A 25,493-nucleotide genomic window follows, 5' to 3' on the forward strand; every position below is an offset into this window, starting at 1 on the left:
GAGGTCCGAGTACGAGAGGGCCGAGCGCGAGCGGGCCGAGCACGTGGGCCCCGAGCGGGGGAAGCCCAAGCAGGTGCGACAGTCCGAGGCCCTGGCACCCGGGCCCCTGCTCCCCGTGCCCCTGACGCCCGGGAAACGGCGTCGGTGGGGTGGTGGGGGCGACCGGGGTGCGGCGACCGTGTGGGTGGCGTTCGCGGCCTGTGCGCTGTGTGTGGTGTTCGGGGCGGTGCTCGCGCTGGGGCAGGCGGTGGCGGCCCGGCACCGGGCCGGCGGGGCCGCCGACCTGGCGGCGCTCGCCGCCGCCGACCGGGCGCTGTGGGGCGGGGCCGAGGCCTGTGCGGCAGCCTCCCGGGTGGCGGCCGCGCAGGGCGCCGAGCTGGTGGGATGCGCGCTGCGGGGCGAGGTCGCGGAGGTGACCGCCCGGGTCGTACGCGGCCCGTACCGGCCGGAGGTCAGGTCACGGGCGGGCCCGTCGGAGGAGCTGCCCGGGCCGACGGGGCCGACGGGGAAGACCGGGCCGAAGGGGCCGGCGGGGCCACTGGCGGCGGCTAACTGGCCTCCGGGGCCTCCAGGCCCGTCGGGTCTGCCGGGTCCGTCGCTTCCGGTGTGGCCTCCGGGGCCTGCCTCAGGAGTTCCGTGAGGAGACGGACCGCGCCTCGCTTGTGGAGGGGGTCGTTGCCGTTGCCGCACTTCGGGGACTGGATGCAGGAGGGGCAGCCCGCCTCGCACTCGCAGGAGGCGATGGCCTCCCGGGTGGCCGTCAGCCAGGCGCGGGCCGTGTGGAAGGCGCGCTCGGCGAAGCCCGCACCGCCCGGGTGGCCGTCGTACACGAAGACGGTGGGGAGCAGCGTGTCCGGGTGGAGCGGCACGGAGACGCCGCCGATGTCCCAGCGGTCGCAGGTGGCGAAGAGCGGCAGCATGCCGATGGAGGCGTGTTCGGCGGCGTGCAGGGCGCCCCCGAGGATCTCGGGGGTGATCCGGGCGGCGTCGAGCTGGTCCTCGGTGACCGTCCACCACACGGCCCGGGTGCGCAGGGTGCGGGGCGGCAGGTCGAGCTTGGTCTCGCCGAGGACCTCGCCCGTGATCAGCCGGCGGCGGAGGAAGGAGACGACCTGGTTGGTGACCTCGACGGAGCCGTAGCAGAGGCGGCCGGTTCCCCAGGGGATCTCGGTGTCGGTGTCCAGGACGGCGATGGAGGTGGTGTCGCGGGCGGTGGTGGAGTACGGCGGGACGGCCTCCTCCACGAGGGCCACGGAGTCCTTCAGGTCGAGCTCCCGCACCAGGTAGGTGCGGCCCTGGTGGAGGTGGACGGCGCCCTCGTGGACGGCGGTGTGGGAGGCGGCCTCGTCGACGGTGCCGAGCAGCCTGCCGGTGCCCTGCTCGACGATTCGGACGGGGCTGCCGCCGCCGCCCCGGATGTCGGTGAGGTCGGCGGCCCGCTCGCGGCGGGTCCAGTACCAGCCGGTGGAGCGGCGGCGCAGCAGGCCGGCGCCCTCCAGCTGGGGCAGCAGTTCGGGGACGGCCGGGCCGAACAGGGCCAGGTCGGGTTCGGTCAGCGGAAGCTCCGCGGCGGCGGCGCACAGATGGGGGGCGAGGACGTAGGGGTTGTCGGGGTCCAGGACGGTCGACTCGACCGGCTGGTCGAAGATCGCCTCCGGGTGGTGGACCAGGAAGGTGTCCAGTGGGTCGTCGCGGGCGACGAGGACGGCGAGGGCGCCCTCGCCCGAGCGGCCGGCGCGGCCCGCCTGTTGCCACAGGGAGGCCCGGGTGCCCGGGTAGCCGGCGATCAGGACGGCGTCCAGGCCGGAGACGTCCACGCCCAGCTCCAGGGCGGTCGTGGCGGCCAGGCCGAGCAGCTCGCCGGAGTGCAGGGCCCGCTCCAGGGCCCGGCGCTCCTCGGGCAGGTAGCCGCCGCGGTAGGCGGCGACCCGGCGGGCGAGTGAGCGGTCGGTCTCGGCGAGCCGTTCCTGGGCGATCACCGAGATCAGCTCGGCGCCGCGCCGGGAGCGGACGAAGGCGACGGAGCGGACGCCCTGGCGGGTCAGGTCGGTGAGGAGGTCGGCGGTCTCGGCGGTGGCCGTGCGGCGGACGGGCGCGCCGCGCTCGCCGTGCAGCTCGGTCAGCGGCGGCTCCCACAGGGCGAAGACCAGTTCGCCGCGCGGGGAGGCGTCGTCGGAGACCTCGACGACCGGGAGGCCGGTGAGGCGGCGGGCGGCGACGGCGGGGTCGGCGGAGGTGGCGGAGGCGAGGAGGAAGACCGGCTCGGAGCCGTACCGGGCGCAGATCCGGCGCAGGCGCCGCAGTACCTGGGCGACATGGGAGCCGAAGACGCCCCGGTAGGTGTGGCACTCGTCGATCACGACGTAGCGCAGGGAGCGCAGGAAGGAGGACCACCTGGGGTGGGAGGGGAGTATGCCCCGGTGCAGCATGTCGGGGTTGGTGAGCACGTAGTTCGCGTACTGGCGGACCCACTCGCGTTCCTCGACCGGGGTGTCCCCGTCGTAGACGGCGGGGCGGATCCGGGTGCCGAGCGGGGCGGCCAGTTCCCGTACGGCGCGCCGCTGGTCGGCGGCGAGGGCCTTGGTGGGCGAGAGGTACAGGGCGGTGGTCCCGCGCCCGTTCGGGGCCTCCGCGCCGTCCAGGAGGGTGCTGAGGACCGGGGCGAGGTAGGCGAGCGACTTGCCCGAGGCGGTTCCGGTGGCGATCACCACGGACTCGCCGTCGAGGGCGTGCTCGGCGGCCTCCGCCTGATGCGCCCAGGGGTGCTCGATCCCGGCCTCCTGGACCGCCGCGATCACCTCCGGACGGATGCGGTGCGGCCAGACGGCATGACGGCCCTGCCGGGCGGGCATGTGCTCCGTATGAGTGATGCGCGCGGCCCGGCTCTCGCCCGAGGAGAGCCGGTCCAGGATCTCGCCGGGGGAGGGGCGGCTGCCCGTGTCCCCGGCCGGACGACGGGGGCGGTGATTCTTGGCCATCGGCACCGAGTGTGTCACTGCCATGACGGACAATGCTTCCAAGGCGTCGTGCATGGCTGCTGGTAAGTGATTGAATGCCATCGCGGCTGGCGATCAGTTCCCCGACTCCGCCCGGGAGACCCGAGGGGAACGGTCGTTCGATAGCAAGGTGCTGGAGGATCCGTGGACCTGTCCCTGTCGACTCGCAATGTGACCGGCGCTGGTGGTGACCGTACGGTCGTCGAGGTCGGTGGCGAGATTGATGTGTATACCGCGCCCAAGCTGCGCGAGCAGTTGGTCGAGTTGGTGAACGACGGCAGCTACCACCTGGTCGTCGACATGGAGGGCGTGGACTTCCTCGACTCCACCGGCCTCGGTGTGCTCGTCGGCGGCCTGAAGCGCGTTCGCGCGCACGAGGGCTCGCTGCGTCTGGTCTGCAACCAGGAGCGCATTCTCAAGATTTTCCGGATCACGGGTCTCACCAAGGTGTTCCCGATCCACACCTCGGTCGACGAGGCCGTCAACGCCGTCGACTGAGCCCAGGGGGTTCGCATGGCCACCGTTGAACTCCGCTTCAGCGCTCAGCCCGAGCACGTCCGTACGGCCCGCCTGGTGGCGGCCGCGGTCGCGCGCCGGGCAGGGGTGGACGAGGCGGTCCTCGACGAGGTGCGTCTCGCCGTCGGTGAGGCATGTTCGCGTGCCGTCGGGCTGCACCGCAGCAACGACGTCACGACCCCCATCAGAGTCGTGCTGACCGAGGAGGAGAAGACGTTCTCCATCGAGGTCGGCGACGAAGTGCCGGGCGCGGGGGTGGCGGCGGCAGACGCCGCCGGAGTCCCCGGCGCGCGGACCGCGGCCCCGGCCGAGGACTTCGACGACGCCGACGGTGAGGACGAGATGGGGCTCGCGGTGATCCGCGGGCTCGTCGACGACGTCGAGGTGAGCGCCGGCGAGGACGGCGGCACCATCCGGATGACCTGGCCGGTGAACTCGGCGGACATCCTGTCCTGACCCGTACGGAGTCAGAAGCGTGACGAGAAGAGGCCCTGCCCCGCAGGGCCTCTTCTCCGTTCCCGGGGGAGCCGCACCCGCGGGCCGCACCCACCGCGGGCCGCGCCCGTGGGGCGATTCCGGATTGGTGCATCCGCGCGGAGGCCCCCGCCACATCCCCGTTTGTCCCGGTCCGTCTCCCTATGATCCGTCCCCATGTACCCCACTTCCCTCGCTGCGGCGGTGCTCACGAGCGGGAACCGGACGATCGTGGCCGTCGTCGGCGTCGTCGCTCTCCTCGCGCTCGTGGTCGCGCGGCTCCTCGTCCGTCAGGTGCTCGCGGCCGGTGAGGGCACCGAGCGGATGAGGGAGATCGCCGCCGCCGTGCAGGAGGGCGCCAACGCCTACCTCGCACGTCAGCTGCGTACCCTCGCCGTCTTCGCGGCCGTCGTGTTCTTCCTGCTGATGCTGCTGCCCGCCGACAACTGGTCGCAGCGCGCGGGGCGCTCCCTGTTCTTCCTGGTCGGGGCGTTGTTCTCGGCGCTCACCGGCTACCTCGGCATGCGGCTGGCGGTACGGGCGAACGTCCGGGTCGCCGCCGCGGCGCGGGAGGCGACCCCCGCGCCGGGCGAGCCGGAGCGGAACCGGTCCGAGGTGGCGCACCGGGCCATGCGGATCGCGTTCCGCACCGGCGGGGTCGTCGGCATGTGCACGGTCGGCCTCGGGCTCCTCGGCGCGGTCTGCGTCGTCCTCGTCTACGCCGCCGACGCGCCCAAGGTGCTGGAGGGATTCGGACTCGGTGCCGCGCTGATCGCCATGTTCATGAGGGTGGGCGGCGGCATCTTCACCAAGGCCGCCGATGTCGGCGCCGACCTGGTCGGCAAGGTCGAGCAGGGCATCCCCGAGGACGACCCGCGCAACGCGGCCACGATCGCCGACAACGTCGGCGACAACGTCGGCGACTGCGCGGGCATGGCGGCCGACCTCTTCGAGTCGTACGCCGTGACCCTGGTCGCCGCGCTCATCCTCGGCAAGGCGGCCTTCGGCGACCACGGACTGGCGTTCCCCCTGATGGTCCCGGCGATCGGCGTGGTCACCGCGGTCATCGGCATCCTCGCGGTCTCGCCGCGACACGCCGACCGGGGCGGGATGAGCGCGATCAACCGCGGATTCCTCGTCTCCGCGGCCGTCTCGCTCGCCGGGGTCGCCGTCGCCGCCTTCGCGTACCTGCCGTCCTCCTACGCCGAACTCCAGGGCGTCACCGAGCCGGGGATCCGCGACCACGGCGGCGACCCCCGGGTCCTCGCGCTGGTCGCCGTGGCCCTCGGCATCGTCCTCGCCGCGCTGATCCAGCAGCTCACCGGCTACTTCACGGAGACGAGCCGGCGGCCGGTCAGGGACATCGGCAGGTCCTCGCTCACCGGCCCCGCGACCGTCGTCCTCGCGGGCGTCGCCCTCGGCATGGAGTCCGCCGTCTACACGGCGCTCCTGATCGGACTCACGGTGTACGGGGCGTTCCTGCTGGGCGGTGCCTCGATCATGCTCGCGCTGTTCGCGGTCGCCCTCGCCGGTACGGGGCTGCTCACCACCGTCGGCGTGATCGTCGCCATGGACACCTTCGGACCGGTCGCCGACAACGCCCAGGGCATCGCGGAGATGTCGGGGGACGTCCAGGGTGCCGGGGCGCAGGTCCTCACCGAGCTGGACGCCGTCGGCAACACCACGAAGGCCATCACCAAGGGCATCGCCATCGCCACCGCCGTCCTGGCGGCCTCGGCGCTGTTCGGCTCGTACCGGGACGCCATCGCGACCGCGGTCGCCGACGTGGGGGACGTCGGGGCGAAGGCGGACCTGCTGACGCTCTCGATGGACATCTCCCAGCCCAACAACCTCTTCGGCCTGATCCTCGGCGCGGCGGTCGTCTTCCTCTTCTCGGGGCTCGCGATCAACGCCGTGTCGCGGTCGGCGGGATCGGTGGTCTACGAGGTGCGGAGGCAGTTCCGCGAGCACCCCGGGATCATGGACTACACGGAGAAGCCCGAGTACGGGCGGGTCGTCGACATCTGCACCAAGGACGCGCTGCGCGAACTCGCCACGCCCGGCCTGCTCGCCGTGATGGCCCCGATCGCGGTCGGCTTCGCGCTCGGTGTCGGCCCCCTCGGCGCGTACCTCGCGGGGGCGATCGGGGCGGGCGCGCTGATGGCGGTCTTCCTGGCCAACTCCGGTGGCGCCTGGGACAACGCGAAGAAGCTGGTCGAGGACGGCAACCACGGCGGCAAGGGCAGCGAGGCGCACGAGGCGACCGTCATCGGGGACACGGTCGGGGACCCGTTCAAGGACACCGCCGGGCCGGCCATCAACCCGCTCCTGAAGGTGATGAACCTGGTCGCGCTGCTCATCGCCCCGGCGGTCGTGAGGTTCAGTTACGGGGAGGACGCCACCGCCGGTCTGCGGGCGGCGGTCGCGGTGCTCGCGCTGGTCGTGGTGGTGGGTGCGGTGTGGGTCTCCAAGAAGCGCCCGGTGGCCGTCTCCTGACGTGTCGTCCGTCTCATTACCGGGCGTTCGCCGGGTGTGTGGGAGGGATCTCCCTTGGGTCAAAAGGCTGCAATCCAGGGCGAATCCTTCGTACGAAAGGTGGAAGTAGCCCGTTCGGCGTGTATGTTCCGGGGCCGAGAGCCTTGGAAGGGACCGATCCGGTGAACAAGAAGCTTGCGGCCGCACTGTCCGGCGGTGCGGTACTGGTGCTCGCGCTGTCGGGTTGCAGCGACGACGAGGGCGACAAGGTGGGTGACTGGGCGAAGACCTTCTGCGACCAGGCGAAGCCGCAGATCCAGAAGCGGGCCAACGCCCACCAGATCATCATTTCGACGGCCGCGGACAGCAAGCCCGCCGAGATCCAGGCCGCCGACTCGAAGGCGTTCCAGGACATCGCCGATGCCGACCGGGCGCTCGCCAAGGCCGTGGAGAGCGCCGGCGCGCCGCCCGTCGAGAACGGCGAGAAGGTCAAGCAGGACGCGATCAAGGAGCTCAACGCCACCGCGGTGGCGTACGAGGGCCTCAAGAAGCAGGTCGACGCGCTGGACCCGACGAACCAGCAGAAGTTCGCGGACGGTCTCCAGGGCGTCGCCGACGGCCTGACCAAGATCGAGAAGATGGACCAGAACGCCCTGTCCAAGCTGGAGGAGGGCGAGCTCGGCCAGGCGATGGCCAAGCAGCCCGGCTGCCAGAAGCCCACGGCCTCGGCCCCGCCGAAGACCTCGGCCTCCCCGAAGGCCGGCGCCACCTCCTCGGGCAAGGGCGCGGACACCTCCGGCGGCGCCGCCGAGCCCACCGCGACGGCCTCCGCCAAGCCCACCAAGAAGGCCGCGGCGAGCCAGACCGAGGAGTAGGAACCGGGGTCCGGACGCAGGCCCCCGGCCCCGGTGACCGCGGCGATCGGCCGCTCGTCGCCGGGTCGGCGGCCCGGATGTCGGTGGCGGCCGTCACAATGGAGCGGTGAGTACGACCAGCCTGCCTCCCCGCCTCCCGGTGCCCGCGCACGCCGCCCGTCTGCGCGAGGCCCTGCTCGCCGCCGACTTCACCGCCGACGGTCTCCTCGACCTGCTCGGCGCCCCGGCGTACGCGGCACTCGCCCGCAGCGAGACCGTGCCCGCCCTGCGCGCCACCCGGGGCGACTCCCCGCTGGAGACGCTCGTCCGGCTGTTCCTGCTCCAGCAGGCCGTCGGGCAGGAGCGGGCCGCCGCCGCGCTCCCGCTCGACGAGGCGCTCGCCGACGGCTGGGTGGTCCGCGAGGGCGACACCGTGCTCGCCACGGTCGACATCCGGCCGTACGGCGGCCCGGACGGCGAGGACTGGTTCATCGTCTCCGACCTGGGCTGCGCCGTCGGTGGAGCCGGTGGCATCGGCACCAAGAACGAGGGGGTCGTCCTCGGCGTCGGCGGTGCCTCCACCACCCTCGCCGGCATCACGGTCCGTATGCCGGTCTCCTCCGCGCTCGACCTCGGCACCGGCTCCGGCATCCAGGCGCTGCACGCCGCCCAGCACGCGACCCTGGTCACCGCCACCGACCTCAACCCGCGCGCCCTGGACTTCACGCGCCTCACGCTCGCCCTCTCCGGGGCCCGGGAGGCCGAGCTGCTCACCGGCTCGCTGTTCGAGCCGGTCGACGGCGACACGTACGACCTGATCGTCTCCAACCCGCCGTTCGTGATCTCCCCCGGCGCCCGGCTGACCTACCGGGACGGCGGGATGGGCGGCGACGACCTGTGCCGGACGCTCGTGCAGCAGGCGGGCGAGCGGCTCAACGACGGCGGGTACGCCCAGTTCCTCGCCAACTGGCAGCACGTCGAGGGCGAGGAGTGGCAGGACCGGCTGCGGTCCTGGGTGCCCGCGGGCTGCGACGCGTGGATCGTGCAGCGCGAGGTCCAGGACGTCACCCAGTACGCGGAGCTGTGGCTGCGGGACAGCGGCGACCACCGGGGCGACCCGGAGGAGTACCGGGAGGCGTACGGGCGCTGGCTCGACGACTTCGACGCCCACAAGACGCGTGCGATCGGCTTCGGCTGGATCACGATCCGGCGGAACGCCGCCGTGGTCTCCGGCGCCGTCGAGCCGTCGATCGTCGTCGAGGAGTGGCCGCACCCCGTCGAGCAGCCCCTCGGCCCCACCGTCCGCGCCCACTTCGAGCGCCAGGACTATCTGCGCGGCCACGACGACGCGGCCCTGCTCGCCGACCGGTTCGTTCTCGCTTCCGAGGTCGTGCAGGAGCAGGTCGGGCTGCCCGGCGCCGAGGACCCCGAGCACGTCGTGCTCCGGCAGAACCGGGGCATGCGGCGCGCCACCCGGGTGGACCACGTCGGCGCCGGGTTCGCGGGCGTCTGCGACGGCACCCTCAGCGCGGGCCGCATCCTCGACGCGATCGGCCGGCTGATGGGGGAGGACCCGGTGATACTGCGGGACCGCACCCCGCAGGCGATCCGGCTGCTGGTGGAGGAGGGCTTCCTGCTGCCCGTCGGGATGGACTCCCCGGAGACCGGCGGGACTTCTGAGACGGGCGCGATCTCGGAGTCGGGCGGGGCCCCGGAGACGGGTGGGACGTCGGAGACGGACGGGACCTCGGGGGCGGGCGGCGCTTGATACGGATCGAGCTGGACGAGGCCTCGCTCGGGGCGACCCGGATCGCGATCAGCCCGCTGCGGGACGCGTTCTGCGCGATGCACCTCGCGCTGCCCGGCCGCCATCCCTCCTGGCCGTACCAGGAGTGGGTCGGCCAGGCGCGCGAGGTGTGGCGCGAGGACGACCGGCTCCGGCCGCTGTGGGACCTCTTCGCCGACGGGCGGTACGAGGTCTCCGACTTCCTGCTGCCCCGCCCCTTCGGCACGGTCCATGTCCACGAGGAGCTCGCGGCGCTGCGGGCCACCGACCCCGCGTTCGTCCGCGAGCAGGTGGCCGACTGCTACCCCGGGATGGGCGACGCGCCCTTCGTGCAGCCGTATCTGAAGGACCCGGAGGCGGCCTGCGCGGCGCTCGCCGACGCGTACGCGGCCTACTGGGAGGGCGCGATCGAGCCGTACTGGCCGACGATGCGGCGGCTCGTCGAGGACGAAGTGCTCGTCCGCGCCCGGACGTTCGCGACCGAGGGCGTCGACGCGCTGTTCGCGGGCCTGGAGAGCCGGGCGCGCTGGGACTCGCCCGTCCTCGAACTCACCAAGCACATCGACGCGGAGTACGCGCCCGGGGAACGGCGGCTGGTGCTCGTACCGCTGGTCTTCGCCGAGGGCTGCCGGCTGTACTCGACGGACGACCCCGAGGTCTTCGCGGTCAGCTTCCAGGCCCGGGGCGCGGGCGCCCTGCGCGAACCGCCCGAGCCCGTGGCCGAGGACCGGCTCGGGCTGATGCTCGGCCGGGGCCGGGCGGCGGTCCTGCGCGAGCTGGGCGGCCCGCTGACCACGGCCGGGCTCGCCGACCGCCTCGGCCTCGCGCCGAGCACGGTCTCCGAGCACCTGTCGGTGCTGTCCGAGGCCGGGGTGGTGACCCGGCACCGGGTCGGGCGCTCGGTGTACTACCAGCTGACGGACACCGGCCGTTCGCTGCTCGCGCTCCTCACGGGACAGGACGTCCTCACGGCGGTGGCCTGACGCAAGGCCCGCCGCGGAAGCCCCGGCCGACACGAAGCCCCGGCCGACGTGAAGGCCCCTGCCGGGGCGAAGACCCCGACCCCTCCCCGACGATTCGGGGGCTCCCGAATCGATGGCCCGCCCCCGCCCCCGGCTCCTACCGTCCGGCGCATGCTCGCAATCGAGGCGGACGCGCTGCGCCGCACCTACACCAGCAGGACCGGGTGGCCGAAGTCCCGGCGGACCGAGACCGAGGCCGTGCGCGGGGTCACCTTCGAGGTGGCGCCGGGCGAACTCTTCGGCCTCCTCGGCCCCAACGGCGCCGGGAAGACCACCACGATCAAGATGCTCAACACCCTGCTCCTGCCGACCTCCGGCACGGCCCGGGTGTTCGGCCACGACGTGGCCCGCGACCCCGTCGCCGTGCGCCGCCGCATCGGGTACGTCTTCGGCGGCGACCGCGGCCTGTACGACCGGCTGTCCGCGCTCGACAACCTCCGCTACTTCGCCGAGCTGTACGGCGTCAGCCCCCGCCGGCAGAAGAAGCGCATCGCCGAACTGCTCGACCTGGTCGGCCTCCTGGGCCGTGAGAAGGAGCGGGTCGAGGGCTACTCGCGCGGCATGCGGCAGCGCCTCCACATCGCCCGCGGACTCCTCCACCACCCCGACGTCCTCTTCCTCGACGAGCCGTCCATCGGTGTCGACCCCGTCGCCGCCCGCGACCTGCGCCGCACCGTCTCCGACCTCACCGCGGCCGGCACGACCGTCCTGCTGACCACCCACTACATGGCCGAGGCCGACGAACTCTGCGACCGGATCGCCGTCATCGCCGGCGGCCGCATCCGCGCCCTCGGCACCCCCGACAGCCTCAAGTCCCGCGTCGGGGAACGGGACGTGCTGGAGATCGAGGCGTACGGCGTCGACGAGGAACGGCTCGACCGCGTACAGCGGGTGCCGGGCGTCCGGGGCGTGTCCGCCGAGGACCGGGGCGCGCTGCAGACCGTGACGGTGCAGACCGGCCGGGGGGCCGGAGAGCTGCACGGACCGGTCCTCGCGGCGCTCGACGGCGTCCGGATCGGCCGGATCACGAGCCGCGAACCGTCCCTGGAGGACGCCTACATCGCGATCGTGGAGGAGGCGGCCGGCGGGGCCGCCGCCGAGGCGGTGCCGGTATGAGCACGCGTACCCCGCACGCCTCCCGCACCGCCCTCCTCCGGCGTGTCCCGCGGCTCGTCCTCGTCGGGGTGCGCACCCATGTCTCGTACATGTCGCGCTCCCCGATCGAGATCACCTTCGCCGTCCTCGTCCCGCTCGTCTACGCGACCCTCGCCGTCTACCTGTTCCGCGCCGCCGGGGACCCCGACCGGCTCCTCACCGCCTCCGTCGGCGCCGGACTCATGGGCATCTGGGGCTCCGTGCTCTTCGGTTCGGGCGGCGCGGTGCAGAACCAGCGCTGGCTCGGCACCCTGGAGTCCCTGGTCGTCGCGCCGACACCGCTCGCGCTCGTGCTGCTCCCGATCACCCTCGCGACCGCCGTCATCGGCACGTACGCGATGGGCGCCACGCTCCTGTGGGGCGTCCTGCTCTTCGGCGTACCGCTGGACTTCGCGCACCCGCTGCTCTTCCTCGCCGCCGTCCCGGTCTGCGTCCTCGCGCTCGGCATGACGGGGCTGCTGCTCGCCGCCACCTTCGTCCTGCTGCGCAACGCCAACGCGCTGGCCAACCCGCTCGACACCCCCGTCTGGCTGCTGTCCGGCCTGCTCGTGCCCGTGACCGTGCTGCCCGCCTGGACCCACCCGGTCTCCTGGGCGCTGCCGACGACCTGGGGTGCGCGGGCCGTGCACGCGGCGACCTCCGGCGGGGACGTGGTCACCCCCGTGCTCACCGCCCTCGCGCTCGGGGCCGGATACGCCCTGGCCGCCGTCCTCGTCCTCGGGCGGGTGGAGCGCCGGGCGCGCGCCGCCGCGACCCTCGCCCTCACCTGAAAGGCCGGCGAAGATGTTCCGTTTCCATGGCTTCCGTTTCCTCGGTACCGCCCGGCTCCTCGTCGTCGGCGGGGCGATCTCCTACCGGGCGCTGTTCAACTGGACCACCCCGCCGATGTTCATCGGAACGCTGCTGGTCGGGCCGCTTCTCCAGGTTTTCTTCTTCGTCTACCTGGGCAGGGAACTGGGTGTCGCCGACGACCGCTTCCACCTCGTCGGAAACGCCGTGCTCGCGGCTTCCGCCTCCTGCGTGTACGGCGGCACGATGGCCGTCGCCAACGAGCGCCGGTACGGCACGCTCGGCGCCGTCCTGCTCTCGCCCCGGCACCGGGTCCCGCTCTGGCTCGGCCGCGCCCTCCCGTACGTCCTCAACGGGGTGGTCGTCAGCGCCTTCGTGCTCACCGCCGCCTCGCTCGTCCTCGGGCTGCCCGTGCCCGCCGGGGCGCTGCCCGGTCTCGGCCTGGTGCTGCTCGCCGCGGCCGGTGCCTGTTCGGCGTTCGGGCTGGCCCTCGGCGCGCTCGGGCTGCGCTTCCGGGACGTGTTCCTGGTGTCGAACGTGGCGAGTTCGGTGCTGCTCCTGCTGACCGGTGCCGCCGTCCCCCGGGAGAGCCTGCCGGAGTGGATGCGGGTCGCCGGAGAGCTGCTGCCGCTGACGCATGCGGCGGACGCGGCGCGCGGGCTGACCGCCGGCACCGGCCTCGACGCGTCCCTGTTCGGGGCCGAGCTCGCGGTCGGCGCCGGATGGGGGCTGCTCGCCGTCGTCCTGCTCGCGGTCTTCGAGCGGGGCAGCCGCCGCCGGGCCACCCTCGACACGATGTGACGGAGGAGACGGGGAACACGATGTGACGAGGGAAACGGAGGAAGGAGAGCGAGGAAGGAGGGCGAGGAGGGGACGGAGAAGCGGAGTGACGGACGCGCGGACCACTACCGGCCATCTTCGTGAAACCGTACGGGCCGCTCCACGCCGTTCACCCGGAGTTCGCACCCCTGACGCCCGGGGGTGTCAGCCTCGGCCCCGGGAGACGAACACCGCACGGTGACGGAACGGGGTACGGGCATGGAGAGCGGGCCGGCGATCTTCGCGGGGGCGGCGTTCACGCTGTTCGGAGGCGCGCTTCTGCTGTGGACCACCGTGCGGACACTGCACCGTGAGCCCGTGGCGCACGGGGTCGCCCCGGGTGTCGCGGTCGCGCTGAGCGGTCTGTCCGGGGCCGTCTTCCTCCTCATCGGCGTCTGGTGCTTCGGCCGGCTCTGAGCCTCCTCCCCGCGCCCTCCGCGCTCTCTTCCGGAGCCCGCGCGATCTCCCTCCGGCGCCCCGCGCGCGGACGGCCCGCCCCGCCCGACCGGGAGTCCGGGCGGCAGGAATGCCAGGACTCGGGTTACCGTTCGAGTGGCCGTTGCGGGCTTTCGCCGTTTGACACGGGGGCGGGTTGTACCGTCACACTCCGCAGCGACGGGAGCGTCACCGTCCGTGCCGCTGCCGTGCGTGCCAGCGCCGTACGTGCCAGAGAGTGTCGATCCGGAGAGAAGAGCGAAGTTGTCCCCGACCAGCGAAGCCGCACACGGCGGCCGCCGACTCGTCATCGTCGAGTCGCCTGCCAAGGCGAAGACGATCAAGGGCTACCTCGGCCCCGGCTACGTCGTCGAGGCGAGCGTCGGACACATCCGCGACCTCCCCAGCGGCGCCGCCGAGGTGCCCGAGAAGTACACCGGTGAGGTGCGCCGCCTCGGCGTCGACGTCGAACACGACTTCCAGCCCATCTATGTCGTCAACGCCGACAAGAAGGCGCAGGTCAGGAAGCTCAAGGAGCTTCTTGCCGAGTCCGACGAACTCTTCCTCGCCACCGATGAGGACCGCGAGGGCGAAGCCATCGCGTGGCACCTCCAGGAAGTCCTGAAGCCCAAGGTCCCGGTCCACCGGATGGTCTTCCACGAGATCACCAAGGACGCGATCCGCGAGGCCGTCGCCAACCCGCGCGAGCTGAACCAGCGCATGGTCGACGCCCAGGAGACCCGCCGCATCCTCGACCGGCTGTACGGCTACGAGGTCTCGCCGGTCCTGTGGAAGAAGGTCATGCCGCGGCTGTCCGCCGGCCGCGTGCAGTCCGTCGCCACCCGGCTCGTCGTCGAGCGGGAGCGCGAGCGCATCGCCTTCCGTTCCGCCGAGTACTGGGACCTCACCGGCACCTTCGGCACCGGCCGTACCGGTGACGCCTCCGACCCGTCCCAGCTGGTCGCGCGGCTCGCCGCCGTCGACGGCAAGCGCGTCGCGCAGGGCCGTGACTTCGGCGCCGACGGGCGGCTGAAGAGCGAGAGCGTGCTCCACCTGGACGAGGCGAACGCCCGGGCGCTGGCCGCCGGGCTCGCCGACACCGCCTTCTCGGTGCGTTCGGTCGAGTCGAAGCCGTACCGCCGCTCGCCGTACGCCCCCTTCCGGACCACCACCCTCCAGCAGGAGGCGAGCCGCAAGCTGGGCTTCGGTGCGAAGGCGACCATGCAGGTGGCGCAGAAGCTGTACGAGAACGGCTTCATCACCTACATGCGTACGGACTCCACGATCCTGTCCGACACCGCCGTCTCGGCGGCGCGGGCGCAGGTCACCCAGCTGTACGGCGCCGACTACCTGCCGGAGAAGCCGCGCGTCTACGCGGGCAAGGTCAAGAACGCGCAGGAGGCGCACGAGGCGATTCGCCCTTCGGGTGATCGTTTCCGCACCCCCGCGGAGACCGGCCTGACCGGCGACCAGTTCCGCCTGTACGAGCTGATCTGGAAGCGGACCGTCGCCTCCCAGATGAAGGACGCGACCGGAAACTCGGTCACCGTGAAGATCGGCGGCCGGGCCGCCGACGGCCGCGACGCCGAGTTCAGCGCCTCCGGCAAGACGATCACCTTCCACGGCTTCATGAAGGCGTACGTCGAAGGCGCCGACGACCCGAACGCGGAGCTCGACGACCGCGAGAAGCGCCTCCCGCAGGTCGCCGAGGGCGACGCGCTGACCGCCGACGAGATCACCGCGGACGGCCACTCGACCAAGCCGCCGGCCCGCTACACCGAGGCCTCGCTGGTCAAGGAGCTGGAAGAGCGCGAGATCGGCCGCCCGTCGACGTACGCGTCGATCATCGGCACGATCCTCGACCGCGGCTACGTCTTCAAGAAGGGCACGGCGCTCGTCCCGTCCTTCCTGAGCTTCGCCGTCGTCAACCTCCTGGAGAAGCACTTCGGGCGGCTCGTCGACTACGACTTCACCGCCCGCATGGAGGACGACCTCGACCGCATCGCACGCGGCGAGGCCCAGTCCGTGCCGTGGCTGAAGCGCTTCTACTTCGGTGAGGGCGAGGGTTCCGGCGCGGGTGGCGCGGCCGACGCCGGGAACGGCGACGGCGACCACCTCGGCGGCCTCAAGGAGCTCGTCACCGACCTCGGCGCGATCGACGCCCGCGAGATCTCCTCCTTCCCCGTCGGCAACGGCATCGTGCTCCGCGTCGGCCGCTACGGCCCCTACGTCGAGCGCGGCGAGAAGGAGGCCGAGGGCCACCAGCGCGCCGACGTCCCCGAGGAGATGGCGCCCGACGAGCTGACCGTCGAGCTCGCGGAGGAGCTGCTCGCCAAGCCGAGCGGTGACTTCGAGCTGGGCGCCGACCCGGTCAGCGGCCACCAGATCGTCGCGAAGGACGGCCGCTACGGCCCGTACGTCACCGAGATCCTGCCCGAGGGCACCCCGAAGACCGGCAAGAACGCGGTGAAGCCGCGCACGGCCTCCCTCTTCAAGTCGATGACCCTCGACACCGTCACCCTGGACGACGCGCTCCGGCTGATGTCGCTGCCCCGGGTCGTCGGCGCGGACGCCGAGGGCGTCGAGATCACCGCCCAGAACGGCCGCTACGGCCCGTACCTGAAGAAGGGCACGGACTCGCGGTCGCTGACCGAGGAGGAGCAGCTCTTCACGATCACGCTGGAGGAGGCGCTCGCGATCTACGCGCAGCCCAAGCAGCGTGGCCGGGCGGCCGCCAAGCCGCCGCTGAAGGAACTGGGCACCGACCCCGTCAGCGAGAAGCCCGTGGTCGTCAAGGACGGCCGCTTCGGCCCGTACGTGACGGACGGCGAGACCAACGCCACCCTGCGGACCGGCGACAGCGTGGAGGACATCACGCCGGAGCGCGGTTACGAGCTGCTCGCGGAGAAGCGCGCCAAGGGACCGGCGAAGAAGACCGCCAAGAAGGCCCCGGCGAAGAAGGCCACGACGGCGAAGAAGACGGCCACGAAGACGGCGGCGAAGAAGACCACCACCGCCAAGAAGACGGCCGCGAAGAAGACGACGACGGCGAAGAAGACGACCGCCGCGAAGAAGACGGCGGCGGCGAAGCCGGAGTAGTCCCGCCGAGCACGGGAAAGGCGGGGGTGGAGGCGGGTGCCTCCMCCCCCGCCTCTCGTTCCCCACCGTCCTGTCACAGGCTCGTCCGGATGTTCGGGCGGAGGCCGCGGGGAGCAAGGCCGTCCGGATAGGGTGGACGGATGACGCGAGCAGAGCAGCCAGACCGCCTCGGCGATTCCGACGCCGCACTCGTCGCGGATTCCCGGGAGCGTGCCGTACGGGCCCTCTTGCGCCATCAGCCGCTGCGCCGGCTCTGGAGTGCCCACCTGGTCGGCAGCGTCGGTGACGCCCTCGCCCTCCTCGTGCTCGTCCTCCTCGGCCTCCAGGCCGCGGTCTCCGAGGGCGCGCTCGGCGGCGGCGCCCGGGGAGCCGCGTTCGCCGTGGCCGCCGTCGTCGGCGCCCGCCTGCTGTCCGCGGTCCTCTTCGGGGCCGTGCTCCTCGGACCGCTGACCGCGCTCACCGGACCCGGCGGGTTCCTCGACCGGCGCTGGACCATGATCGGCGCCGACGGCGTCCGGATCGCCCTGCTCGTCATCGCCCCGCTGTGGATCGACTGGACCCCCGGCAGCGCCCTCTGGTACCTGCTCGGCACCGTCTTCGTCACCGGAGCGGCCGAACGGCTGTGGACGATCAGCCGCGAGGGCGCCGCCCCCGCGCTGCTGCCCGCCCCGCCGATCGAGGGCGGGGCCGTACGGCCGCTGCCCGACCACCTCGGCGCGCTGCGGCGGCTCTCCCAGCGCACCGGCTTCCTCGCCGTCCCGGCCGCCGCCGCCGTCCTGCTCGTCGCCACCCTCGTCGGCGACCTGCTCGGCGCCGGAATCGACTGGTTCTCGCTGCACCAGGCCGCCCTCGGCTCGTACGTCGCCGCCGGCCTCTTCACCGCCTCCGTCACCGTGCTGTACGCGATGGCGCTGCCCGGTGGCGAGACCCCCCGGCCGCGTTCGCCGCTGGAGGGCCTGCGCCGCCCGGCCGGCGAGAAGGGCCGTACGGGTGTCGTCCAGATCCTCGTCCTGACCTGCGCGACCGTCGCCGGGGCCATCGCGGCCGCCGCGTCCGTCGCCGTGCTCCACGCCTACGACCTGGGCGGCGGGCCCGTCACGTACGCCCTCCTGATCCTGGCGCTCAGCGGCGCCACCGCCGTCGGCATCCGCACCGCCCGCTCCGTGCTGCCCGTGCTGTCCCGGCGCCGGCTGCTCGCCCTCGTGACCGCCGTCACCGGGGTCGCCTTGATCGCGATGGGCCTGGTCCCGGACACGGCGACTGTGCTGTTCCTCGCCGTCCTCGCCGGATACGCCGCCGGGGTCGCCGCGAACACCGGCCACACCCTGGTCGACCAGGAGACCGAGGAGCCCCGCCGGGCCCGCACCACCGAGCACCTCCAGGCCACCGCCCGCGTCGGGATGGCCGTCGGCGCGCTCGCCGCGCCGCTGCTCGCCGCCGCCATCGGGCCGCACCGGCTCGCCTCCGGCGACTTCGTCCTCGCCCACGGCGGGGCCGCCTTCACGCTCGCCCTGATCGGCGCCCTGCTGCTGCCCGTCGCCGCGCTCGTCCTCGCGAAGACCGACGACCGGGCGGGCGTCCCGCTCCGCCGCGACCTGCGCGACGCGCTGCGCGGCTCCGACCCGGTGCAGGCGCCCTCCCCGACCGGCTTCTTCATCGCCCTGGAGGGCGGCGACGGCGCCGGCAAGTCCACCCAGGTGCAGGCGCTCGCCGAGTGGATCCGCGCCAAGGGCCACGAGGTCGTCGTCACCCGCGAGCCCGGCGCCACCCCCATCGGCAAGCGCCTCCGCTCGATCCTCCTCGACGTGTCGTCGGCGGGGCTCTCCAACCGCGCCGAGGCCCTGCTGTACGCGGCCGACCGCGCCGAGCACGTCGACTCCCTCGTCCGGCCGGCCCTGGAGCGGGGCGCGATCGTCCTCTCCGACCGGTACATCGACTCGTCCGTGGCCTACCAGGGCGCGGGCCGCGACCTGTCCCCGACCGAGATCGCCCGCATCTCCCGCTGGGCGACCGACGGGCTCGTCCCGCACCTGACCGTCGTCCTCGACGTCTCCCCGGAGACGGCGAGGGAACGGTTCACCGAGGCCCCCGACCGGCTGGAGTCCGAGCCGCCGGAGTTCCACGCGCGCGTACGGGCCGGTTTCCTCGCCCTCGCCGCCGCCGACCCCAGCCGCTACCTCGTCGTCGACGCCGGGCAGGAGCCCGAGGCCGTCACCACCGTCGTGCGCCACCGGCTCGACCGGATGCTGCCGCTCTCCGAGGCCGAGGTGAAGGCCGTCGAGGAGGCCCGCCGCAAGGCCGAGGAGGAGGAGCGCAAGCGGCGCGAGGAGGAAGCCGCCCGCAAGGCCGAGGAAGAGCGCCTGGAGCGCGAGCGCCAGGAGCAGCTGGCCAGGCTCCGCGCCGAGGAGGAGGAGCGGAAGCGCCGCGAGGAGGAGGAGGCGCGCCGCCTGGAGGCCGAACGGCAGGCGGAGGAGGCCCGCCGGAAGGCCGAGGAGGCCCGGATCGCCGCCGAGGCCGCCGCCGAGGAGGAGCGCCGACGTCTCGCGGCCGAGGAGAAGGCCCGCCAGGAGGAGCAGGAGCGTCTCCGCAAGGAGGCCGAGGAGGAGGCCCGGCTGCGGGCCGAGGCGGAGGAACGCCGCCTGGAGAAGCAGCGCAAGGCCGAGGAGGCGCTGCTGCGCGCCGAGGAGGCCCGCCGGATGGCCGAGGCCGCCGCCGCCGCGAAGGCTGCGGAGGAGGCCGCGGCGAAGGCGGCCGCGGAGAAGATCGCGGCCGAGGCGGCCGCGAAGGCCGCTGCCGAGCGCGCGGCGGCCGAGAAGGCGGCCGCGGAGCTGGCGGCGGCGCAGCGCGCCGAGGCGGCCAAGGCTGCCCGTGAGCGGGCGGCGGCCGAGCAGAAGGCGGCGGCGGCGAAGGCGGCCGAGGCCGAGAAGGCGGCGGCGGCGCGCGCGGCGGAGGCCGAGAAGGCCGCCGCCGAGCAGGCCGCCCGTGCCGAGAAGGCCGCGCGGGCCGCCGAGGCGTCCGCGAACGAGGTCACGGTGGAGACCCCGGTCGTGCGGCCGGAGGCGGTCACCGAGCCGACGCCGGTCGTGAAGCCGGGCGCGGCGAAGCCGGGTGCGGGGCGTGCTCCGCGCGGGGCCGACCCGCGTACGGCCGTCCGGCGGGAGGCGGCGGACGAGCCGACCGTCTCGCCCGACGAGGTCACCGTCGCCACCCCGATCGTGAAGCTCCCGAAGCCGGAGGCCGAGACGGCCGTCCTGCCGCAGATCCGGGACCGTGAGCCGCGCGCCGCCGACGAGACGGCCGTGCTGCCCCCCGTACGCGACACCGAGTCGACCGCCGTCCTGCCTCCCGTACGGGACACTCCGGCCTCCGACCCCACCGACCGGGTGCCGCAGGGCATCTTCCGGGACGCGCGCACGGAGCCGCACGGGGCGAACGACCGGACCCGCGAGCTGCCCCAGCTCGACGAGAAGGGCATGCCCCGGCGCCGCTCCGACTGGGCCGAGGAGACCCCGCTCGACGATCTTCCGACGCTCGCGGACGAGCTGTTCGGCCCGCACGAGGACGAGGACGAGGGTCCCCGGCGCCGCCGCTGATCCTTTCCCCCCGGCTTGGGGGTGTAGCCAGCACCACCCCCAAGCCGGAAGCCAGCCCCATACCGCTGTGACCTGCGCTTTTCTAGCGTTGTCGTATGACGACGACTGCAGTGACGGACAGCGGTGCCGGTACCCGTACCGGCGGCGGTGCCTTCCGTGCCCCGGATGCCGCCCTCTCCCTCGACGGGGTGAGCAGGACCTACGGGCGCGGGGCGCCCGCGCTCGACGGCGTCGGCCTGGTCGTCCCGCGCGGCCGGTTCCTCGCGGTGATGGGCCGGTCGGGCTCCGGCAAGTCCACCCTGCTGCGGTGCGCCGCCGGACTCGAACGGCCGACGGCCGGAACGGTACGGATCGGCGGCACCGACCTCGCCGGCCTCAAGAAGACCGCGCTCACCCGGCTCCGGCGGGACCGCGTCGGCTTCGTCTTCCAGTCCCTGAACCTCGTCTCCGCCCTGAACGTGCGGGAGAACGTCACCCTGCCCCTGCTCCTCGCCGGGGCCCGCGAAGGCCGGGCGCTCGACGCCCGCGCCCTGGCCGGGCTCGACGCCGTCGGGCTCGCCGACCGGGCCGAGGACACTCCGGAGAACCTGTCCGGCGGCCAGCGCCAGCGGGTGGCCATCGCCCGCGCCCTGGTCAACGAACCCGAGGTCGTCTTCGCCGACGAGCCGACCGCCGCGCTCGACCCGGTCACGGCGGCCGGGGTGCTCGCCCTGCTGCGGCGCGCGGTCGACGAGCGGGGGACCACGGTCGTCCTCGTCACCCACGACCCGGTGGCGGCGGCCTGGACGGACGAGGCCGTGTTCCTCGACCGGGGCAGGCTCGTCGGCCGCCTCGACCGGCCGGACGAGCCGGGCGTACGGGAGATGCTGGGGGTACGGGAGACGCCGGGCGGCCACGCGGAGGCGGGGCGCCCGGGACCGGACGCCGGTGGGTTCCGTACGGGCGGCGCCGGACGGATCTCCGGGGCGGTGACCCGATGAAGGCGTTCGCGAACCCCGCCGTACGGCTGCTCTCCGCCCGCTCCCTGCGGGCGCACCGGAAGGCGTGGGCGGCGGTCTTCGCCGCCGTCGCCGTCACCTCCGCGCTGCTCGGGGCCCTGGCCCTCGCCCTCGGTGCGACCGGCCTCGGCCACGCGCGCGTGGAGCGGTACGCCGCCGCGTCCGTCGTCGTCGCCGGGGACCAGGAAGTGCGCTGGACCACCAAGCCCTGGGGGAGCGAGCCGACCACGGAGACCGCCGGTCTGACCGAGCGGGTACGGGTCCCGGGCGCGGCCGTCGACGTCCTGCGGGCGGTGCCGGGCGTACGGGCCGCGGTGCCGGACCGCGCCTTCGTCGTACGGGACCGGGCGGCGGACTCCGCCGGGGAGACCCGGACCTACACCGGACGGTCCTGGGACGCGGCCCGGCTGGCCCCGTACCGGCTGCTCGCGGGGCGGGAGCCGCGCGGGGCCGGGGAGGTCGTGATGGGTGCGGGTGCGGGTGCGGACGCGGGTGCCGACCTCGGCGCCGGTGGTCGCGTCCGGGTCGGGGACACTGTGGCCGGGCGCGAGGTCGTCGGGATCGCCGACGGGCCCGTCGCGCTGTACGTCACGGCGGCGGAGGCCCTGCGGCTCGCCGGGAATCCGGTGAGCGCCGATCCCCGCGACTCCGTCGACGCGATCGGCGTCCTCGCCGAGCCCGGCGTGCCCGTCGACACCCTCCACGCGCGCGTACGGGACGCCCTCGACCGGGCCGGGCTCAAGGACACCGCCTCCGGGCAGCCGCTCAGGGCCTTCACCGGCGACGGCCGGGGCACGGCCGAACACCTCGCCGCCGCGCCCGCGCGCGCCGAACTGCTCCAGCTCCTCGCCGCCGTCTCCGGGACCGTCGTCCTCGTCGCCGTCCTCGTCCTCGCCTCCCTGGTGGCCCAGGCGCTCCAGCAGCGCGCGGGCGAGCGCGAGCTGCTGCTCTCGGTCGGGGCGACGCCCCGGCAGGTACGGGCGGCGGCGGGACGCGAGGTGACCCGGGTGGCGGGCGCCGCCGCGCTGTTCGGCGCGCTGCTGTCCGTACCGGTGTTCCTGTGGCTGTGGTCGGCGCTGCGGAGCCGTACCGGAGTGGTCCCGGACGGTCTCGAACTCGCCGCTCCGCCCTGGCTGTTCCCCGGCGCTCTCCTCGCCGCCGCCGTCGTGGTGGGTCTCGCCCGGTTCGTCGTCCTCTTCGCCGCCCGCGGTCCTGGCCGGCCGGGGAAGGGCACGGCCCGGCGGGTGAGCGGGATCGCGCTGCTCGTGGTGGGCGTGTCGTCGGCCGGTACGGCCACCGCCCAGAGCGGTGGGGCGGCCGCGGCCGCCGCCGGAGCAGCCACGGTGACACTGGTCGCCGGGTGCGCGCTGCTCGGGCCGTGGATCGCGGGGGCGGCGATGAGGGTCCTGGACCGGCCGTTCCGGCGGCTCGGCGGCGCACCGGGGCGGCTCACGGCCGCCGGCGCACGGGCCCACTCGCGCCGCCTCGGCGCCGCGCTCGTCCCGGTCGTCCTCGTGACCGCCTTCGCGCTGGTGCAGCTCGCGGCGGGCACGACGGCGGAGCGGGCCGCCGACGCGCAGGCCCGCGCGGCGACGACCGCGGACCTGGCGGTGTCCGGCACGACGGCGGAGCGGGTGCGGAAGCTGCCCGGGGTCGCCGCGGCGACGGACGTGCTGCGTTCCACGGTGGTGCTGGCCCGGACGGAGGCGGGTTCGCCGCGCCTGGAACGGCTTCCGGTGCTCGGCGTCGACGCGGCCGGTCTGACGGGCACGCTCGACCCGGACGTCGTCGCCGGTGACCTGGCGGGGCTCGCCCGTACGGGCACGGTGGCGGTCGGCGCGGACATGGCCGACTCGCTGGACGTACGGCCCGGTTCGACGGTCGGGCTGCGGCTCGGCGACGGGACGCCGCGGGAGCTGAAGGTGGTCGCGGTGTACGAACGCTCGCTGGCGCTCGGCGAGTTCCTGCTGCCGGCGGCGGAACTTGCCCCGCACATGAGTGACCCGTATCCCGCGCGCGTGCTGGTCGATACGGAGGGGGCCGGCGCCGTGTCCGTCGCGGGCGTCGGGCCGCACGAGCCCGTCGTACCCGAGCAGGTGACCCCGCCGGGCGCCGAGCTGAACGGGCTCGTCTCGGCGGCGGTCGTCGCCGCGATCGGCGGGCTCACCCTCCTCTCCGTGCTCAGCACCCTCACCCTGATCGGTGCCGGACGGCGTGAGGAGCTCCGTCTCCTCGGCCGGGTGGGCGCCTCCGCGGGTCAACTCCGCCGGATGCTCGGCCTGGAGGCGGGGTTCCTGACCGTCACCGGTCTGCTCATCGGCGCCGTGGTGGCGGCCCTGCCGCTGACGGCCTTCGCCTGGTCCTTCACGGGCGGGCTGCCGTATCTGCCGCCCGCGTACGCCGGAGTGATCGCCTGCGCGGTGGTGGTGACGGTGGTGGCGGGAGTGTTCCTGCCGGTCTCGTCCAGGCGCTGACGCGTGCGCACCCGGCCCCCGGTCGGGTGCGCGGTGTCGCTCAGGCGTTGAGGTAGGCGAGCACGGCGAGGACCCGGCGGTGGCCGCCGCTGTCGGTCGGCGGCAGGCCGAGCTTCAGGAAGACGTTGCCGATGTGCTTGTGCACGGCCCGCTCGGTGACCACCATCGAGCGGGCGATCGTGCCGTTGTCGTGGCCCTGCGCCATCAGCTCCAGGACCTCGCGCTCGCGGGGCGTGAGCGAGTCCAGCGGGTCGTCGCGGCGGCGGGCCAGCAGCTCGGTGACGACCTCCGGGTCCAGGGCCGTACCGCCGGACGCGACCCGTTCCAGGGCGTCGAGGAACTCGTCCACCCGGCCCACCCGGTCCTTCAGGAGATAGCCGACGCCCCGCGCGCCGCCGCCCAGGAGCTCGGCGGCGTACGTCTCCTCCACGTACTGGGAGAGCACGAGCACCGGAAGTCCCGGCAGTTGTTCGCGGGCCGCGAGCGCCGCCCGCAGCCCCTCGTCGCGGAAGCCGGGCGGCATCCGCACGTCGAGGACGGCCACGTCGGGCCGGTGCTCCAGGAGCAGCGGCAGGACCTCGGGGCCGGTGGCCGCGACCCCGGCCACCTCATGGCCGGAGGAGGTCAGCAACAGCACGAGGCCCTCCCGCAGGAGGGCGTTGTCCTCGGCGATCACCACACGCACGGAAGCTCCACTTCGATCACGGTCGGGCCCCCGACGGGGCTGGTCAGTCGTACGGTGCCGTCGAGTGCGGCGACCCGGCGGCGCAGTCCGGTGAGCCCGGAGCCGCCGCCCTCGCCCGCCTCGGCGCCACCCCGGCCCTCGTCCGCCACGCGCACGCGGAGAGCGGCGGGTTCGCGGGAGAGCGCGACGGTGGCGCGGCCGGCACCGCTGTGCTTGGCGGCGTTGGTGAGGGCCTCGGCGACGGCGAAGTAGGCGGCGGCCTCGACGGCGGCGGGGGCGCGGGGGCCCGTCGCGGCGTCGGGGGCGGATCCGGACCCGGAGCCCGTCGCGGCGTCGGGGGCCGGGCTCGTGTCGAGAGTCCTGTCGGTGGGCGGGCTGTCGTCGCCTGGGCTCGCGTCGAGGGCGCCGTCCTCGTGGGCCAGGCCCGTCACGGAGACCGCCACCTCCAGGCCGCTGCTCGCGGCCAGGGCCCGTACCGCCCCCGTCAGACCACGGTCGGTGAGGATCGGCGGGTGGATGCCGCGCACCACGTGCCGCAGTTCGGCGAGCGCCGCCTCGGCCTGGGTCTGCGCGTCGTCGAGGAGCCGGCGCGCGGCGGCGGGATCGGAGTCGTACGCGCGCTTGGCCAGGCCGATCCGCATGGAGAGCGCCACCAGATGGGCCTGGGCGCCGTCGTGCAGATCGCGTTCGATCCGGCGCAGCTCGGCGCCGTGCGCGGCGACGGCGCCCGCCCGGGTGGCGGTCAGCTGCTCGATGCGGGCGGCGAGCGCGGCGTCCCTGGCGGCCGAGGGGGTGGGCGTGAGCAGCGCGCGCGACCACTCGGCGGCGAGGCGGGCGAGCCTGCCGATCAGCGGCAGGGCGACGGGCCGGTGTCCCGCGAGCCCGGTCACCACCCCGTCGACGAGCAGCGCGGGCGCCCACAGGACGAGCGAGGCGTACCAGAGCACCAGGCCGTAGAGCAGCTGCGCGGCGGCCCAGACCAGGTCCCGTGCCGTGCCGGGGTCGGTGACGGCCGTGCGCACGCGCGCGGGGAGGGGCCCTTCCAGCGGAAGGTACGCCTCCGGTACGGGGGTCCCGGTCCAGGCGGCGGTACGGCGGCGCTCCCAGCCGGCCAGCCGGCGCAGCAGCAGCACGCTCTCGGGAAGCACTCCGGCGCCGATCACCGTCACGGTGAGGAGGGCGGTGAAGAGGGCGACGCCGATCATCAGGTAGCAGAGGAGCGCGATGGCGGCCCCGTACAGGAGGTGGAGCGAGGCCCGGCCCGCTTCCTTGATCGCGTCACGCATGAGGACAGGCTATGCGGGAGGACCCGAGGGGTGCGGT

General features: G+C 74.2%; 18 protein-coding genes. 15 read left to right on the forward strand and 3 right to left on the reverse strand.

Annotated elements, in window-relative coordinates; translation table 11 throughout:
* Positions 1-115: 115 nt before the first annotated feature.
* Entirely contained in the window at positions 116-640 is a 525-nt protein-coding gene (locus ASD33_RS34720; protein WP_347232311.1) for an Rv3654c family TadE-like protein, read from the forward strand.
* On the opposite strand, the gene ASD33_RS33045 is transcribed toward ASD33_RS34720, so the two are convergent.
* Positions 549-3,059, reverse strand: a complete 2,511-nt coding sequence (locus ASD33_RS33045; RefSeq protein ID WP_056569334.1) for a DEAD/DEAH box helicase — start codon at positions 3,057-3,059, stop codon at positions 549-551. The two genes, ASD33_RS34720 and ASD33_RS33045, sit on opposite strands and share 92 nt — an antisense overlap.
* Positions 3,060-3,140: 81 nt before the next feature.
* Between ASD33_RS33045 and ASD33_RS33050 the strand changes: the two genes are divergently transcribed.
* From ASD33_RS33050 to ASD33_RS33115, 14 genes are all read left to right on the forward strand, one after another.
* A complete protein-coding gene (locus tag ASD33_RS33050; protein WP_056569340.1) occupies positions 3,141-3,494 on the forward strand; it encodes an STAS domain-containing protein in 354 nt (117 codons plus the stop codon).
* A gap of 15 nt (positions 3,495-3,509) precedes the next feature.
* The gene (locus tag ASD33_RS33055; RefSeq protein ID WP_056569343.1) at positions 3,510-3,968 is read left to right on the forward strand and encodes an ATP-binding protein; all 459 of its coding nucleotides are present in this window, start codon (positions 3,510-3,512) and stop codon (positions 3,966-3,968) included.
* 195 nt (positions 3,969-4,163) lie between these two features.
* Complete coding sequence (locus ASD33_RS33060) at positions 4,164-6,482, forward strand: sodium-translocating pyrophosphatase (protein WP_056569346.1); 2,319 nt, start codon at positions 4,164-4,166, stop codon at positions 6,480-6,482.
* Between the two features lie 161 nt (positions 6,483-6,643).
* Positions 6,644-7,336, forward strand: a complete 693-nt coding sequence (locus tag ASD33_RS33065; protein ID WP_056569349.1) for a hypothetical protein — start codon at positions 6,644-6,646, stop codon at positions 7,334-7,336.
* A gap of 106 nt (positions 7,337-7,442) precedes the next feature.
* The gene (locus tag ASD33_RS33070; protein ID WP_242427258.1) at positions 7,443-9,083 is read left to right on the forward strand and encodes a class I SAM-dependent methyltransferase; all 1,641 of its coding nucleotides are present in this window, start codon (positions 7,443-7,445) and stop codon (positions 9,081-9,083) included.
* On the forward strand, positions 9,080-10,084 hold the full coding sequence (locus ASD33_RS33075) for a helix-turn-helix domain-containing protein (protein ID WP_056569352.1): 1,005 nt from the start codon (positions 9,080-9,082) through the stop codon (positions 10,082-10,084). The genes ASD33_RS33070 and ASD33_RS33075 overlap by 4 nt, the downstream gene beginning before the upstream one ends.
* 150 nt (positions 10,085-10,234) lie before the next feature.
* Positions 10,235-11,239, forward strand: coding sequence for an ABC transporter ATP-binding protein (locus ASD33_RS33080; RefSeq protein ID WP_056569355.1), 1,005 nt, complete (start codon positions 10,235-10,237; stop codon positions 11,237-11,239).
* The gene (locus ASD33_RS33085) at positions 11,236-12,048 is read left to right on the forward strand and encodes an ABC transporter permease (RefSeq protein WP_056569358.1); all 813 of its coding nucleotides are present in this window, start codon (positions 11,236-11,238) and stop codon (positions 12,046-12,048) included. The genes ASD33_RS33080 and ASD33_RS33085 overlap by 4 nt, the downstream gene beginning before the upstream one ends.
* A gap of 13 nt (positions 12,049-12,061) precedes the next feature.
* Positions 12,062-12,868 carry an ABC transporter permease gene (locus ASD33_RS33090; RefSeq protein WP_056569363.1) on the forward strand — a complete coding sequence of 269 codons (807 nt, stop codon included), beginning with the start codon at positions 12,062-12,064 and terminating at the stop codon, positions 12,866-12,868.
* A gap of 237 nt (positions 12,869-13,105) precedes the next feature.
* Positions 13,106-13,303 carry a hypothetical protein gene (locus ASD33_RS33095; RefSeq protein ID WP_056569366.1) on the forward strand — a complete coding sequence of 66 codons (198 nt, stop codon included), beginning with the start codon at positions 13,106-13,108 and terminating at the stop codon, positions 13,301-13,303.
* 282 nt (positions 13,304-13,585) lie between these two features.
* On the forward strand, positions 13,586-16,420 hold the full coding sequence (gene topA / locus ASD33_RS33100; RefSeq protein ID WP_056569369.1) for a type I DNA topoisomerase: 2,835 nt from the start codon (positions 13,586-13,588) through the stop codon (positions 16,418-16,420).
* Between the two features lie 140 nt (positions 16,421-16,560).
* Positions 16,561-20,013, forward strand: a complete 3,453-nt coding sequence (gene tmk / locus ASD33_RS33105) for a dTMP kinase (RefSeq protein WP_079045144.1) — start codon at positions 16,561-16,563, stop codon at positions 20,011-20,013.
* 95 nt (positions 20,014-20,108) lie between these two features.
* A complete protein-coding gene (locus tag ASD33_RS33110) occupies positions 20,109-20,993 on the forward strand; it encodes an ABC transporter ATP-binding protein (protein ID WP_242427259.1) in 885 nt (294 codons plus the stop codon).
* Entirely contained in the window at positions 20,990-23,485 is a 2,496-nt protein-coding gene (locus tag ASD33_RS33115) for an FtsX-like permease family protein (protein ID WP_056569371.1), read from the forward strand. Before ASD33_RS33110 ends, ASD33_RS33115 begins: the two co-directional genes overlap by 4 nt.
* Positions 23,486-23,525: 40 nt before the next feature.
* Here the strand turns inward: ASD33_RS33115 and ASD33_RS33120 are convergent, their stop codons facing one another.
* A complete protein-coding gene (locus ASD33_RS33120; RefSeq protein ID WP_056569375.1) occupies positions 23,526-24,170 on the reverse strand; it encodes a response regulator transcription factor in 645 nt (214 codons plus the stop codon).
* On the reverse strand, positions 24,158-25,456 hold the full coding sequence (locus ASD33_RS33125) for a sensor histidine kinase (protein WP_056569379.1): 1,299 nt from the start codon (positions 25,454-25,456) through the stop codon (positions 24,158-24,160). The genes ASD33_RS33120 and ASD33_RS33125 overlap by 13 nt, the downstream gene beginning before the upstream one ends.
* Between the last annotated feature and the right edge of the window lie 37 nt (positions 25,457-25,493).

Origin of the sequence: Streptomyces sp. Root1304 (assembly GCF_001426405.1) — a bacterium.
GTDB lineage: Bacteria > Actinomycetota > Actinomycetes > Streptomycetales > Streptomycetaceae > Streptomyces.